Annotated in this window: 14 protein-coding genes, 3 tRNA genes and 1 pseudogene; 7 read left to right on the top strand and 11 right to left on the bottom strand. The window is 69.1% G+C overall.

The features are described 5' to 3' along the window. Positions 1 to 45: 45 nt before the first annotated feature. Entirely contained in the window at positions 46 to 1,035 is a 990-nt protein-coding gene (gene tilS, locus ACTJI8_RS18945) for a tRNA lysidine(34) synthetase TilS (RefSeq protein ID WP_440734990.1), read from the bottom strand. A 161-nt stretch (positions 1,036 to 1,196) separates the two neighbouring features. On the opposite strand from tilS, the gene ppa reads away from it, so the two are divergent. After that, positions 1,197 to 1,688: an inorganic diphosphatase gene (ppa, locus tag ACTJI8_RS18940; RefSeq protein WP_440734989.1), complete on the top strand. Its 492-nt coding sequence runs from the start codon at positions 1,197 to 1,199 to the stop codon at positions 1,686 to 1,688. A 101-nt stretch (positions 1,689 to 1,789) separates the two neighbouring features. Here ppa and ACTJI8_RS18935 read toward each other — a convergent pair whose 3' ends face one another. Continuing rightward, positions 1,790 to 3,160: a M23 family metallopeptidase gene (locus tag ACTJI8_RS18935; RefSeq protein WP_440734988.1), complete on the bottom strand. Its 1,371-nt coding sequence runs from the start codon at positions 3,158 to 3,160 to the stop codon at positions 1,790 to 1,792. Between the two features lie 256 nt (positions 3,161 to 3,416). Here ACTJI8_RS18935 and ACTJI8_RS18930 point away from each other — a divergent pair. The 3 genes from ACTJI8_RS18930 to ACTJI8_RS18920 all read left to right on the top strand — a co-directional run bounded on the left by ACTJI8_RS18930 (position 3,417) and on the right by ACTJI8_RS18920 (position 3,741). Then, positions 3,417 to 3,489 (top strand) — tRNA-Glu (locus tag ACTJI8_RS18930). Between the two features lie 27 nt (positions 3,490 to 3,516). Next, a tRNA-Asp gene (locus tag ACTJI8_RS18925) sits at positions 3,517 to 3,590 on the top strand. Between the two features lie 78 nt (positions 3,591 to 3,668). Next, positions 3,669 to 3,741 (top strand) — tRNA-Phe (locus ACTJI8_RS18920). Positions 3,742 to 3,925: 184 nt separating this feature from the next. Here ACTJI8_RS18920 and ACTJI8_RS18915 read toward each other — a convergent pair. From ACTJI8_RS18915 to ACTJI8_RS18900, 4 genes are all read right to left on the bottom strand, one after another. Continuing rightward, positions 3,926 to 5,095: a Cmx/CmrA family chloramphenicol efflux MFS transporter gene (locus tag ACTJI8_RS18915; protein ID WP_440734987.1), complete on the bottom strand. Its 1,170-nt coding sequence runs from the start codon at positions 5,093 to 5,095 to the stop codon at positions 3,926 to 3,928. Positions 5,096 to 5,341: 246 nt separating this feature from the next. Continuing rightward, on the bottom strand, positions 5,342 to 5,626 hold the full coding sequence (locus tag ACTJI8_RS18910) for a hypothetical protein (protein ID WP_440734986.1): 285 nt from the start codon (positions 5,624 to 5,626) through the stop codon (positions 5,342 to 5,344). Then, positions 5,623 to 5,862, bottom strand: coding sequence for a hypothetical protein (locus ACTJI8_RS18905; protein WP_440734985.1), 240 nt, complete (start codon positions 5,860 to 5,862; stop codon positions 5,623 to 5,625). Before ACTJI8_RS18905 ends, ACTJI8_RS18910 begins: the two co-directional genes overlap by 4 nt. A gap of 194 nt (positions 5,863 to 6,056) precedes the next feature. Continuing rightward, the gene (locus tag ACTJI8_RS18900) at positions 6,057 to 6,713 is read right to left on the bottom strand and encodes a response regulator (protein WP_375905465.1); all 657 of its coding nucleotides are present in this window, start codon (positions 6,711 to 6,713) and stop codon (positions 6,057 to 6,059) included. 358 nt (positions 6,714 to 7,071) lie between these two features. Between ACTJI8_RS18900 and ACTJI8_RS18895 the strand changes: the two genes are divergently transcribed. Continuing rightward, complete coding sequence (locus ACTJI8_RS18895) at positions 7,072 to 8,205, top strand: sensor histidine kinase (protein ID WP_440734984.1); 1,134 nt, start codon at positions 7,072 to 7,074, stop codon at positions 8,203 to 8,205. Between the two features lie 382 nt (positions 8,206 to 8,587). Here ACTJI8_RS18895 and ACTJI8_RS18890 read toward each other — a convergent pair whose 3' ends face one another. After that, positions 8,588 to 9,091 carry a MarR family winged helix-turn-helix transcriptional regulator gene (locus ACTJI8_RS18890; protein ID WP_440734983.1) on the bottom strand — a complete coding sequence of 168 codons (504 nt, stop codon included), beginning with the start codon at positions 9,089 to 9,091 and terminating at the stop codon, positions 8,588 to 8,590. A 39-nt stretch (positions 9,092 to 9,130) separates the two neighbouring features. Between ACTJI8_RS18890 and ACTJI8_RS18885 the strand changes: the two genes are divergently transcribed. Continuing rightward, positions 9,131 to 10,057: a DMT family transporter gene (locus tag ACTJI8_RS18885; RefSeq protein ID WP_440734982.1), complete on the top strand. Its 927-nt coding sequence runs from the start codon at positions 9,131 to 9,133 to the stop codon at positions 10,055 to 10,057. An 84-nt stretch (positions 10,058 to 10,141) separates the two neighbouring features. On the opposite strand, the gene ACTJI8_RS18880 is transcribed toward ACTJI8_RS18885, so the two are convergent. Then, the gene (locus tag ACTJI8_RS18880; RefSeq protein ID WP_440734981.1) at positions 10,142 to 10,960 is read right to left on the bottom strand and encodes a hypothetical protein; all 819 of its coding nucleotides are present in this window, start codon (positions 10,958 to 10,960) and stop codon (positions 10,142 to 10,144) included. A 413-nt stretch (positions 10,961 to 11,373) separates the two neighbouring features. Between ACTJI8_RS18880 and ACTJI8_RS18875 the strand changes: the two genes are divergently transcribed. Next, entirely contained in the window at positions 11,374 to 12,744 is a 1,371-nt protein-coding gene (locus tag ACTJI8_RS18875; protein ID WP_440734980.1) for an MFS transporter, read from the top strand. Positions 12,745 to 12,830: 86 nt separating this feature from the next. Here ACTJI8_RS18875 and ACTJI8_RS18870 read toward each other — a convergent pair whose 3' ends face one another. The 3 genes and pseudogenes from ACTJI8_RS18870 to ACTJI8_RS18860 form a co-directional block, all read right to left on the bottom strand. Further along, a complete protein-coding gene (locus ACTJI8_RS18870) occupies positions 12,831 to 13,094 on the bottom strand; it encodes a hypothetical protein (protein ID WP_440735083.1) in 264 nt (87 codons plus the stop codon). Positions 13,095 to 13,129: 35 nt separating this feature from the next. After that, positions 13,130 to 13,540 (bottom strand): annotated as a pseudogene (locus ACTJI8_RS18865) (DUF2071 domain-containing protein); the annotation flags it as partial. A 14-nt stretch (positions 13,541 to 13,554) separates the two neighbouring features. Beyond that, positions 13,555 to 13,911, bottom strand: coding sequence for a metalloregulator ArsR/SmtB family transcription factor (locus ACTJI8_RS18860; protein ID WP_440734979.1), 357 nt, complete (start codon positions 13,909 to 13,911; stop codon positions 13,555 to 13,557). Between the last annotated feature and the right edge of the window lie 18 nt (positions 13,912 to 13,929).

Raw genomic sequence — 13,929 nt, 5'->3', positions numbered from 1 at the left:
TGGAACGCGGCGTCCTTCGGGCGTCGCGTTCCGTCGTCCCCGGCGCTAGCGGGCGGCGAACACGATGCGGCCGCCGACACGGGCGACCGTGCAACCGGGCAGGTCGAGCGGACCCTGGCCCGACCAGTCGGTCACCAGGCGCGCGACCTCGACGGTCTGCGTGCGGGTCAGGCCGACACCGAACTCGCTCTGCACGACGAGGCGGATCACGCGGTTGCGCAGCGCCGCCGGGTTCGCGGCGAGGGCCGTGGCGCTGACGGAGATCCCTGCTTCAGCGTGCTCCACGATGTCCTCGATGGTCTCGTGGATCATCTCGTCGAACGCCTCCGCGTCCTCACGCAGTTGTTCGGCGGTGCGGGCGAGCGCCTCGGCGATGCCCGGCCCCAGCTCGGCTTCGAGCACCGGCAGTACGCGTTCGCGGGCCCGCACGCGCAGATAGCGGGGGTCGGCGTTGTGCGGATCATCCCAGGGCTCGAGCCCCTCCGCTGCGCAGGCGGTCCGCGTCGTCTCACGGCGCACGGCGAGCAGCGGGCGGATCCACGTGGTGTCGTCCTCATCGACGCGTACGGGAGCCATGCCCTGCAGACTGCCGGCGCCGGATCCCCTCGCCAGGCCGAGCAGCACCGTCTCCGCCTGGTCGTCGAGCGTGTGCCCGAGCAGCACGGGCCCCTCCTCGCGCTGCGCGATCCGGCGCAGCGCGGCGTAACGAGCGGTCCGCGCGTCGGCCTCCGGCCCCTCCCCCGCCTCCGCCACGACGACGCGCTCCACCAGCGCCTCGATGCCGAGCGCCGCCGCCTTCGCCGCCGCCTCGGCCGCGACGCGGTCGGATCCGTCCTGCAGACCGTGATCGACCGTCACGCTCCGCACGCCGATCTCCGCGGCGCGCGCCTCGAACGCGGTCGCCGCGGCGAGCGCCAGGGAGTCGGCGCCCCCGGAGAGCGCCACGATCACGGTGTTGGGCCGTTCGGGCAGCGCGGCCAGCGCGGCACGCACGGCACGGCGAATCTCGGCGACGGCGGGAGAGAGGGAGGGCACGCTCTCACGCTACCCGGACTGGTTCTCGGCCGCCCTCTGCACGGGCGACGGGCGCGCACCGGTGCGCGCGACGCCGGTGAGCGCGGGGCCCACGCGCGAGGATCCTTACGCGAAGTAGGCTTGTGCGCGGCATCCAACCGTCTTTTCTGAGGAGCACACGCATGGGCGCACACGACGCCGTCATCGAGATCCCGCGCGGCAGCCGCGTGAAGTACGAGGTCGACCACGAGACCGGACGAGTGCACCTCGACCGCGTGCTCTACACGACCTTCGGCTACCCGGCCGACTACGGCTACTTCGACAACACCCTCGGCGAGGACGGCGACCCGCTGGACGTGCTTGTGCTGCTCGACCAGGCCATCTTCCCCGGTGTGGTCGTGAACGTGCGCCCCGTCGCGGTGCTGAAGATGAGCGACGAGGCCGGTGGCGACGACAAGCTCGTTGCCGTGCTGAGCAAGGACCCGCGCTGGTCGCACATCCAGGACGTCGACGACCTGGCCGAGTACACGAAGAAGGAGATCTCGCACTTCTTCGAGCACTACAAGGACCTCGAGCCCAACAAGTGGGTCAAGGTCGACGCCTGGGGCGACGCCTCCGAGGCGCAGCGGATCCTCGACGAGGCCATCGAGCGCTTCGCCAACGAAGGCCACTGACCCGTTCGGTCCTGAGGTTCTCAAGGACCTGACGCCAGATACGCAGAAGACCCCCGGCGCCGCTCAGCGGCCCGGGGGTCTTCTGCGTGGGGATCCGAGGATCAGCCCATGTAGACGCCCTGGCCCTCCATGAAGTTGATCGGGTTGATCGTGTCGCCCCACTGGTAGACCTCGAAGTGCAGGTGGCAGCCGAAGGATCCGCCCGTGTTGCCCGCGAAGGCGATCACGTCTCCGGCATTCACCCATTGACCTGACCAGACGTTGAAGCCGCCGTTGAGGATGTGACCGTAGCCGGTCGCGAGTCCGCTGCCGTCGCTGTTGTCGATCTTGATGTAGTTGCCGTAGCCGCCGTTCCAGCCGGCGTAGACCACGTTTCCGGAGTGCGCCGCGTAGATCGGGGATCCGCAGCTGCCGTCGGCGAGGTCGACACCGCGGTGGAAGCTGGAGGAGCACCCCGATGCATCGCAGTCTGGCACGCGCGGGCCGTAGCCGGACGACTGGTAGCCGCCGAACGGACGGACCCAGCCGCCGCTGCCGGCCGATGGGCTCCCGCCTCCGCCACCGCCGCCGCCGTTGTTCTTGGCGGCATCGATCGCAGCCTGCCGCTCGGCGGCGAGCTGAGCCTGACGTGCGGCTTCCGCGGCGGCACGAGCAGCTTCGCCCGCCTGGTAGCCGGCAACGGTTTTGGCTGTGGTGTCCTGCAGCGCGGCGAGCTGGGCCTGTAGTTGACCGAGGTTCGCCTGCTGATTGGCGAGCGCGGCAGCGGCAGCCTCCGCCGCAGCCTGCGCCTTCTGCATCTTGTCCTCGGCGATCTTGGCGAGCCGGTCGCGTTCGGTTTTCGCCGCAGTGGCCTGATCAGTCAGCGACTGCGCAGTGTTCTTCGCCTCGAGCGCCTTGTCATAGATGGCCTGAGTGCCGACGAGCACGCGGTCCATCTGACCGAGGCGCTGCAGCAGCTGGTCTTTGTTCGCCGTGGACTTGGAGAAGAACAGTTGCAGAGCGGTGGTGTCACCGCCATCACGGGAGAGCTGCGCAGCGATCTGCCCCGCCTTGCTGGCGCTGTCGTCGGCGACCTTCTTCTGCGCGTCAGCCTGCGCCTGCAGATCCGCGAGCCGGCGCGCCTGCGCGTCGACCGCTTCCTGCGCGGCGAAGTACTCGTTGCCCGCGGCCTCAGCTGCGGCCTTCGTGTCGGCGACGTTCTGCGTGAGGGTGGCGATGAGCCCCTGGATCCGGCCGACCTCGTTCGCGGTCGCGTCCTCGTTGGCCTTCGCCGCCTGCACGTCGTCCCAGCTGGGGTAGTCGTCGGCGTAGGCGGCCGGAGCGCCCATGAGAAGGCCGAGGATCAGCGCACCGACAGTGGCGATGCTCAGCGCGACGCCGCCGCGGCGGCGTCCGAGGCGCGCCGCGCGGGCACGCCGAACGAGCGACGCCTGTCCGGGTCGGCGGGCGTCTTCGATGTTCGGATGGTTCACGCGGCTCCCTTTCGCCGGTTTCACTCATGTCACACTAACAACATCAGCCTCAATCGCAACCTTCGAATCCCGCTCGGGATCGGGAATTCTTCGGGTAGACGGCTGATGGTCGAGCGTTCGGGGACGGGACGGGACCAACTCCCATTGTGCGCCTTGACACGCCCGGGATCCAGAGCGACGCGCTCTCGATTGGTGTTTTCCCTCAAGAACCCCTTATGCTTGAGCGTCGGCAAGGGAACCCCCGAGGTTCGCCTCCGGCCCCATCGTTTAGCGGCCTAGGACGCCGCCCTTTCACGGCGGTAGCACGGGTTCGAATCCCGTTGGGGTCACTCTTTCCGGTACAATTTCATAGTTCTGGCCCTGTAGCGCAGTTGGTTAGCGTGCCGCCCTGTCACGGCGGAGGTCGCGGGTTCAAGTCCCGTCAGGGTCGCTCCAAGCGACAGGCCTTTCCTCGGAAAGGCCTGTCGTCTAGGGCGCAGGTCAGAAGCTTCCACCTTCAGGCTTGTGCGGCTCTGTAGCTCAGTTGGTAGAGCGTTCGACTGAAAATCGAAAGGTCACCGGATCGATGCCGGTCGGAGCCACAAGGGTGATCGTTACAATCACCCCAGAAACCCTCGCGTAGCTTCTACATCGCGGGGGTTTCGTCTTTTCCTGGTCACGCGCGGTTCCGCCGCTCCCTTGCTCCGACTCCGGTCGTCGAGCGAGCGCGGCTTCCGGTCGTTGAGCGAGCGAAGCGAGACGAAACGCCTCCCCCCATCGGACGGGTCAGCCCATCGCCTCCGCCATGGGTTTCATGAACACCCGCCTGGTGAGGCACATGATCACGAGAGCGCCCGCGGTCAGCGCCGCGGCGATCCATATCGGGGCGGACGGCCCGAGCCCCGTCGCGAGCCCGAGCGCACCGAGCACCGGCCCCGCGGCGGCGCCGGCGTTCAAGGCCGCGGTCGCATACGAACCGCCCAAGGTCGGCGCCCCCGATGCCGCGTACAGCACACCCGTGATCACGGTGCTGCCGACGCCGAACGACAAGAGCCCCTGGACGAGGAGCAGCACGAAAAGCATGACGGGATGCGATGCGACCGATGCCAGAGCGATCCAGCCTGTGAGCAGCAGCGGCCCGGCGACGGCGAGCACGAGACCGGGTCGTCGATCCGACAGTCGCCCCGCGATCGTGACGCCGAGGAAGGATCCGACGCCGAACATCACCAGCGCGACGGAAACCCACCCTTCGGCCAGCCCGGCCGTCTCGGTCACGACGGGCGCGAAGAAGGTGAAGGCCGCAAACGTCCCGCCGTTGATCAGCGCGCCCAATGTCATGGCCAGGACGAGCCGCGGATTCGTCAACATGCTGAGCTCTGTCCGGAGCCGCGGCGCGGCCCCCGGGGTTATGGACTTGCCCGGGATGCCGCGGAGGACCCCGAAGACCGCCGGGATGCACAGGATGACGATCGACCAGAACGTCGCTCGCCAGCCGAGCACGGTGCCGAGCAGAGCCCCTGCGGGGACGCCGGCGACGGTCGCGATCGTCGTGCCTGACAGCAGGATCGACAGGGCGCGTCCCTTCTGGTCCCCCGGCACGAGCGTGGTCGCGGTGCTCAGAGCGACGGCGAGGAAGCCCGCGTTCCCGAGAGCGCTGAGCACCCGGGTGATGAGGAGAAGCGAGAACACGGGTGTCAACGCACCGATGACGTGGCTTCCGGCGAACACGAGAAGGCAGACGATCAGCGTGAGCCGAGGCGGCCAGCGGCGAGCGGAGGCCGCCATGACGGGCGCACCCACGACCATGCCCACTGCGAACGCAGAGTTCAGCAGGCCCGCGGTGCCGACCGAGACGTCGAGTTCGGTTGCGATCGCGGGAAGCAGTCCCGCGAGCATGAATTCCGAAGTTCCCATGACGAAGACCGCCAGGGCAAGCAGATAGAGAGCAAAAGGCATCCAGTACTCCGAGGTGAGTGATCAAGAAGGGGTTCTTTCTTGTCACCACGGCCGGCTCTCCGGGCACGCCCAGACATCCACCCACGCAGATCGTGGGCGTCGTGATCAGTGGCTCAGGGGGCTGGCGGTGGGACCGTCAACCCCTGACCTGTCTGACTCGGGACTCGACACGCCTCAAACCCTATCGCGTATGCCGTGCGCGGATGTGGACGCACGGTTCGACGGCCTCAGGCGCTCCGGCCCGCTTCATCGCCGGCTGTCCTCGCTGATCCGAGCCACGGGGCTCTCCTTCGTCGCGGATCCCGGGGCCACACCGGGGTGCGCCGTCTCGCGGAGGTAGGGGATCGAGACCACCGCGGCCACGAGCAGCGTGCATGCGACGATGAACACCGCCGGCTCCGCCCCGCCCAGGAAGCCGTTGCCCGGCACGTGCGTGAGCAGCGCCGCGAGGCGGCTCGCTCCGATGGCCGCGAAGCCTCCGGCCGCGATCAGCCCGCAGGCCAGTCGCACCCTTCTCAGAGCGGTCATCATGCCGCGGGACTCGCCGTCGGCCACATCAGTTTCAGGAAGACGGCCCCCACGCCGATGACGACGCCTGCCATGAGGAACACCTGTGCCCACAGGAGGGTCGCGGCGAAGAATGTGGAGTCGCGCTCCATGCCGACGAGCGCATATGCGGTCATGGCCGTCCCCGCGAGGACGAGCACGGCCGTGAGACCGATCGCGGCGAACGTCACCACCTTCAGCTGATGGCGAGAGTCGGGCATCTGTCATCTCCTCATGGCGTCACATCCGCCGCGGAAACCGGATCCAGGAACCGGCCCCGTCGAGGCGTGCAGACATGGCGCGAACGGGAACGCGCCTGCATCCATCGTCTCGAGCGCGCGGTTCTCGGCGATAGGACGAAGGTTCAGATATCGATGGACGAAGGTCCAACTCGGCGTTGCAGAGGGCCGAGCGCTCAGGTGAACGAGACGAGCCCCGACCGCGCGGCGCGGATCAGCACCTGGACACGATCGCGGACGCCCCACTTCGCGATGATGTTGCCGAGATGCGCCTTGACGGTCCCCTCTGAGACGTGCATCTCCAGGGCGATCTCCGCGTTGGAAAGACCCGCAGCGAGAAGGCGGACCACCTCGATCTCCCGGTCCGAGAGCGCCTCGAACTCCTCGAGCGGCTCGATCGCCGGCGTTGCGGCTTCGCGGATCGAGGCGATCAGTCGGGTCGTGACCCGCGGAGACAGGACGCCGTTGCCTGCGAGCACTCCGTGCACGGCCGCGACGATGTCCTCGGGATCGGTGTCCTTGAGCAGGTAACCGGCGGCTCCCGCCCGGAGCATGGGCATGATCGACTCGATCGACCCGAACGTCGTGATCGCCAGCACCTTCGTGTCCGGCGAGTGCTCGATGATCCCTGCGGTGGCCGCGATGCCGTCAACACCCGGCATCTGCACGTCGACCAGAGCGACGTCGGGACGGAGGCGGCGCGCGGCCGCGATCGCGTGCGCGCCGTCCGGGGATTCCTCCACGACGTCGATGCCCGCGGTGGTCAGGAACACCGCGAGGGCGCGCCGCACCAGCGGGTCGTCATCGGCGATCAACGCGGTCGTCGAGGTCATCCTCCGAGACTACGCGCGCGCGTACTCGCCGAAGGTCAGAAAAGGACTGGACAGAAGTCCTGGCAGCGCTGGCCGATGGTCCAATGCGCGCACTCCCGCACGGATCCAGCATGCAGACACCCGACCGAGCGACCCGACGCCCGGCTCAATCTGCGAAGGAAGTGCGCCATGTTCATCGTTGCGACCTATTCCGGAATCTGGGACTGGCTCTGCAAGACGTTCGGCATCTGCAGCTAGTGGTGGCGTCGCAGGCGAGGTGGGGCAGCGCCTCACCTCGCCTGCGACCTTCACGGCCCGGAGAGGGCGACCCACGATAATGAGGGCCATGTCTTCCGAGCCGTCGCCTCCGGTCAACCGGATGAGGAGATTGCTCCGCACGTGGGCATCGTCGCCGCTGGTGAAAGCCGAACGCCTCACGCTGCTCGCGCTGACGGCTGCGGGAGTCGCCATCAGCGTCGTCCTCGTGATCGTTTCCCCCGCGGACGATCTCGTCTCCTCCGTCTTCCAGCTCGCTCTCACGGCGGTGTTCGCCCTCTTCGTGTGGTCACCGCTCCTGGCGGTCATCATGCTGCTGTCGGCGATGTGCGTCTCCTTCGCCGTCGCCAACGAGGGCGCGACGATCGTCGCGCTCGCCGTCGCCATGGGCTGTGTGGTTCGAACCGGGACCAGGCCGCTGCTGGTGACCTTCGTCGGCGGCTTCCTGCTTTCCGCCGCGGCGGCTGCGACCTTCGCGGTACCAGGGCTCACGCTGACCAACGTCGCCGCAGCACTCGTCGTCGCCACGGTCTCCGGAGCGGTCGGGTATCTCCTCACCGTGGGATCCGCCCGCGAGCAACGACTCCAGGAGAGTCTCCGGGCGCAGGAGCAGGCCGAGCAGGAAGCGGCCTTCGCCGAGCGCCAGAGGATCGCGGACGAACTGCACGACGTCATCGCCCACGATCTCACCGTCATCGCGATGTACACCCGGGTCCTGGAACAGCCCATCGACGAAGAGCTCCGCGAACAGTCCCAGCAGACGATCCGCGACGCTGCGAACAAGGCACTCGGCGATCTGCGCCGGGTGGTCGAGCAGGCGAAAGGTCCTGCGGTCCTCGCCGACCCGCCTCGCGAGAGCCTGGCCGGCGCACTTGAGAACGCGAGGTCGGAGTTGCACGGCGTAGGGTCCGCGCTCGTCCTGGACGGGGACCCTACGGACCCCCGCATCCCCCGCGTCATCGACGCGGCACTCGCGCGCATCGCCCGCGAGTCGATCACCAACGTGCTCAAGCACGGCGGCCGCGGGGCCGTCGAGATCGCCGTGCGAGTCTCGTCCGGCACGGTGCGGATGTCCGTGCGGAGCCCCCTGGCGGCGAAGGGCTCGCGAGAAGCGCTCCCGTCCGGCGGCTACGGCATCATGCGGATGACGGCCCGGGCGCAGCAGCTCGGGGGCGAGCTCACCGTCCGTTCCGAACACCACGCCTGGATCCTCGAGGTGCAGTTCCCCCTCGTCTGAGAACCGGAGTGGGACCGACGGGCTGGGACGGTGCTCCGCGCGACGGCAAGTCTCGGCCAGAAGTAAGGCGATCTCTAGACCTTTGGCCATTCCGGCGGGCGCGGCGCCTTGACATCCTGGGCGGGTCGATGAGCGGAGGGCTTCACGCCAGACTTCCAGGCGGCTTCGGGGGTAACGCAGCCGTCGTCCCAGGTCTCACGCTCATCGAGTCCCCGCCCGGACTTCGTGCTCGCCGTCACCCCATTGCGGACGACACGAAGGACGGCCTGGACCGACTGGAGGGCATGCGGGGAGGAGCGTCAGGCTCCTCCCCGCATCCACGCGCCTCCCGAGCAGTCCCAAGTGCGCCGCCTGAGCCGCAGCGCCCCGAAGGCCGGGCCAGTCAGTCGCGCGCTTCGAAGTGCGCGAGCCACCCCGCCAGCGTCGTCTCCAGCGCCGCCCGCTCCGACGCGGGCACCATCGCCAGCAGGCGCTGCTCGTTCGCGACATGATCGGCGAAGGCGGCGTCGATCAGCTCCCTGCCCTTGGCCGTCAGCGCCACGACCCGGCCGCGTCCGTCTCCGGATCCGGCACGCCGCGTGACGAGACCGGCGCCCTCCAAACGGTCGAGACGCTTCGACATCCCGCCACTCGTGATCATCGTCGAGGCGGCGAGATCCGTGGGGCTCGCCTCATACGGCTCGCCCGAACGGCGCAGTGCCGCCATCACATCGAAGTCACCCTCCGACAGCCCGTGCCTGCGATAGACCACGAGGAGCTCCTCGGTCAGCGCCAGAGCCAGTCGATGCAGGCGCCCGATCGTGCCGATCGGGGTCACATCGAGATCGGGCCGCTCCCGCCGCCATGCCTGCTGGATCCGCGTCACCTGATCATCGATCTCCGTCACCCCTTCACTATATCTTCCAAGGAAGCTATAGTGTCTTCCATGGAAACTAATTGGCGGTGGTTCGTCGTCGCGATGATCGCTCCTATCGCCTGGGGCAGCACCTACTTCGTCACGCGGGAGTGGCTCCCCGACTCCCCGATCTGGGGTGCCACGATCCGCGCACTGCCCGCGGGACTGCTGCTCCTGACACTGGTCCGCCGCCTCCCCCGCGGCTCCTGGTGGTGGAAATCCGCCGTGCTGGGCACCCTCAACGTCGGAGCCTTCTTCGTGCTCGTCTACGCCGCGGCGCAGCTGCTGCCGACGAGCATCGCGTCGACGATCATGGCCACCTCCTCGGTCGCGATCGCCGTCGCCGCGTGGGCGATCCTGCGGGAGCGTCCGGGGATCCTGCGCCTGCTGGGCGCGCTCGTCGGCATCGGCGGCGTCGCGCTGATGCTGCTCGGCACCACGAGCTCCGTCGACCCGCGGGGCGTGATCGCCTCGATCGCCGCGATGGCCATGTCATCGGTCGGATTCATCCTCGCCAAGCGCTGGAACGGCGAAGTCGGGATCCTCCCCTCCACGGCCTGGCAGCTGGTCTTCGGCGGCCTCGCACTCATCCCGGTCGCGGCCGTGGTCGAGGGTCCGCCGCCCGTCGTCGACGGCGCGGGTCTGGCCGCATACGGCTACCTGACTCTGGTCGCGACCGCCGTCGCCAACGTTGCATGGTTCGCAGCGCTCAAGCACCTGCCCTCCGGCACCGTCGGTCTTGTCGGGCTCCTGAACCCCGTCACCGGCGTGCTCCTGGGCGTGCTCGTAGCCGGCGAGGTGCTCGAGGGGCGGCAGCTGACCGGACTGGCGCTGGTCCTCCTCGGCATCGCCGCGCCGCTCGTGCTGGACGGGTTCGCGGCCCGACGACGGCGAGCGCGCGACCGCCGTGCCGGCCACCCCAAGACCGAAGCGACTCCCGTCCCCTGCACGACCTGAACGAGCGGTCCGCGCCACAACCGGTCCCGCGCCCCGCACAACGTCAGGCGGGGCTGTCCTCGTGCTCACCGGATCACATGTCTGTCACGTCCGGCAGCGGGGCATCTTGGCGCGACTCGCGCCAAGATCCCTGCCGGAGGCGGAGCCTTTTTGAGATCCGAGCGCCGCGCGAGGAAAGGGATGCAGCTCCGCCCAGAGGTCATAAAGACGAGGCTTCCGGATCATCGCGGCGACCTGGTTGACGTCCAGCCGCGCGTCCCTGCTCCGCAAGCTCGGCAGCAGCCTTGCGGCGAGGGCGCGGACTCCGTTCGGGCCTCTTCGCTCCGCGCGCCCGATGATCGGCGATGACACGACGAGGACGACGAACGCGACCGCGCTGCTCCGGAAGAGGGCCGCAGAGCCGCCTCCCCACACAAATCCGGCAACCGCGACGCCGCCCACGATCAGTTCCGCACCGCCCAGGACTGCGGCGGTGCGTCGCGCGCGGAGAACGCCCTGCGCATAGCCCGTCGCGATCCCCTCACCGAAGCTCGCCCGCCGCTCCTGTTCGGTGCCGGGTCGGCCGCGCGCGGCGATCAGGAGTTGCGCGCGTCGATCGCGCGGCGCGAGCGCGGCGATCGGGACCACAGTGGCGTTCCGTTGGGCGATCCACGTGCGCATCCCCCGTGTGCCCCGCGCGCGGCCTCGCAACTCGATCGAAGTCACCCGGCTCCCGTCCGCATCCCGGATCTGCCATCGCGCGATCTCCACCGCCGTGCGTCCGTGCACGTCGGTACGCACGAGCAGCCAGACTGCGCCACCCCAGCACGCCAGTCCGGCGAGGATGATGAGAGCGTCGAGAGGGCCCCAGGGATCCACTTCGTCCCGAGCAGCCTGCAGCCCGATCAGAAGGCGGCCGATCATCGGGCTCCCCACGAGCAGGCCTGCGCACGCCCATCCGACCGCGCGACGGGCCGCACGCTGATGCCACGCGACATCCTCGAGGAGGACGTCCGCACCCGCACCGGGTGACATGCCTCCCCTCCGCGCTCTCAGCATCAGGATCCCTCCCACAGCCACCCGGGGTCCGCCGGGCACGCGACCCCTGGCCGCCGCGCACCCCAGTGTCGGGGCGTTGCCTATGACCACGCCGGGCACGACGCCCCGCCCCTCCGCCATCAGCGGCAGCTGGATCCCGCCAGTCCGACCATGCACCCCTGAGGACGGAGTGTGCATTCGTGCACACTCCGTCCGCCGCATATGGGCATTGTCGCAATGGCGAAGTCGTCTCAGGCTGGAGAACCGACAGACCTCTCTGATCGTGCAAAGGAGCACACATGGCGTACGAGACCGCATCCCCCACCGGCCTGCGCCGGGTCGTGGCCGCCTCCATGGCGGGCACGGTCGTCGAATGGTACGAGTTCTTCCTCTACGCCTCGGCGTCGACCCTCGTGCTGGGCACCGTCTTCTTCCCGCCGTCGGACGACCCGTTCAGCGGCATCATCGCGGCGTTCGTCACTTACGCGATCGGCTTCATCGCACGGCCGCTCGGCGGCATCGTGTTCGGCCACCTCGGCGACAAGTACGGGCGCAAGAAGCTGCTGCAGGCCAGCATCCTGATCATCGGCGCCGCGACGTTCCTCATCGGCTGCCTGCCGGGCTTCGCCCAGGTCGGGTACCTCGCACCGGTCCTGCTGGTGCTGCTCCGATTCGCGCAGGGCTTCGCGATCGGCGGCGAATGGGGCGGCGCCGTGCTGCTCGTCGCCGAGCACAGCCCGCGCGAGCGGCGCGGTTTCTGGGCGAGCTGGCCGCAGGCCGCGGTGCCGGTCGGCAACCTGCTCGCCACGCTCGTGCTCTTCGCACTGTCCGCGACGCTGCCGCAGGACGCATTCCTCGGCTGGGGTTGGCGCATCGCGTTCTGGCTCTCGGCCGTGATCGTGCTCATCGGCTGGTACATCCGTACCAAGGTCACCGAGGCCCCCATCTTCCTGGAGATGAAGGCGGCGCAGGAGCAGGAGGCCTCCCAGAGCTTCGGGCCCCTCGAGGTCGTGCGCCGCTACCCCCGCGGCGTGCTCGTGGCGATGGGACTGCGCGTCGCGGAGAACATCCTCTACTACGTGGTGGTCACCTTCTCGATCGTCTACCTCACGCAGACCGTCAAGGAGGCGACGTCGGCGACGCTGCTCATCCTGGCCGGAGCGCACGTCGTTCATTTCCTCGTGATCCCGCTGTTCGGGCGGCTTTCCGACCGCTGGGGCCGCAAGCCGGTGTACGCGGCAGGCGCCGTGCTCGGAGCCGCCTGGGGCTTCTTCGCCTTCCCGATGATGGCCACCGCCAACCCGATCGTCATCTGGGCGGCCATCGCTCTCGGCCTCGTCTTCCACGCCGCGATGTACGCGGGTCAGCCCGCGATCATGGCGGAGATGTTCCCCACCCGGATGCGGTACTCCGGCGTCAGCCTCGGCTACCAGGTCACGTCGATCTTCGCCGGTTCGCTGGCGCCGATCATCGCAACGAGCCTGCTCGCGCAGTACAAGTCGAGCGTGCCGGTCGCGATCTACGTGGCGATCGCCTGCGCGATCACGCTGGTCGCCGTGGCCGCCGCCCGCGAGACGAAGGGGGCGGATCTGCGCGCCCTCGACGCGGACGACCGCTCGCGCCTGGCACAGCAGACCAGATCCGTGGATCCCGCAGTCTCACGACACTGAGAGCAAAACGCGAAAGGCCGCCGGCGCTGCGATGCCGGCGGCCTTTCGCATGAGCGTCCCCGCGCGCGACGTCCGGAGGGAGCGGCTCAGACCGCGAGCGGCTGCGACGCTCCGACGGCGGTCGCCGGAGCCTCCATCGTGATGTCGAGATCGCGCATGACCACGACGTGATCGAGCACGGCCGACCCTCGCGGCAGCGCATCGAAGAACGACGAGTGCACGCTGTGCGCCTGGGCCGCCTCCACCGCCCATTCCTCCGCGGCGAGCGCGACCGCCTCCAGGGTGCGACCGTCGTGACCGAGCGACCAGCCGATCCGCCCGGAGCGGTAGAACGCCGATGCCTCGTCCACCGAGCCGAAGAAGGAGGTCGTCCAGGCACCGCCGACCTCGACGTCCGCATCGAGATGCTCCCCGAGGCGTCCATGCCCATGGCGTAGCGGCCACCGTGCTCGTCGACGGCGAATCGCGCGCGGCGGTGCACCCCGGGGAACAGCCGGCCTCCGAACAGCACCGGATGCCAGGCCGAACTGTGGCGCTCCAGGATGAACACGCCCGTGCGCACGGTGTCGCCCTCATCCCACTCCACCGCGATCCGATGCGCAGCGTTCTCGGAACGCAGACCGAGACGTGCCGAGAACCAGCGCGGCCGGATCGCGTCGAGCCCGAGCACGCAGAAGCCCCCGAGCGCTTGTCCGTCGATCAGCTGCGGGCGCAGCGGTGCGGGCACGAGCGTCCGTGCGATGTCGGGATCGAGCCGGTAGCTCACGAGCAGGCGGCGGCGCAGGTGCGCCTTCACTCCGGGCACGACGCTCACGCTGTCACCGCCGGGTGCTCACGGGTGCCGCCGGGCTCGCCCTCGGATGGGCGCCGCTTTCGCACCTCCCGCAGCACGATCTGTTCGGGGCAGACCGTGGACAGGAAGTCGCCGATCGACAGGGCGAGCCGGTCGCCGGCGAGGGAGTAGAGGATCCGGTTCGCGTCACGCCGTTCGACGATCAGGCCGGCACCCCGGAGGATCCGCAGATGCCGGGAGATCGTCGGTCCGCTCACCGCGAACCGCGCCGCGATCTCCCCTGCCGCCTGCTCCCCATCCTTCAGATCCTGCAGGATCTGCCGCCGGGTCGGATGGGCCAGTGCCTCGAACGCGCTGTTCTCCGCTTCGCTCATGAGCGCAATCTAGCACCT

Origin of the sequence: Microbacterium sp. 22303 (assembly GCF_052045265.1) — a bacterium.
Lineage (GTDB): Bacteria > Actinomycetota > Actinomycetes > Actinomycetales > Microbacteriaceae > Microbacterium.
This window is presented reverse-complemented; position numbering and strand designations above follow the sequence as displayed.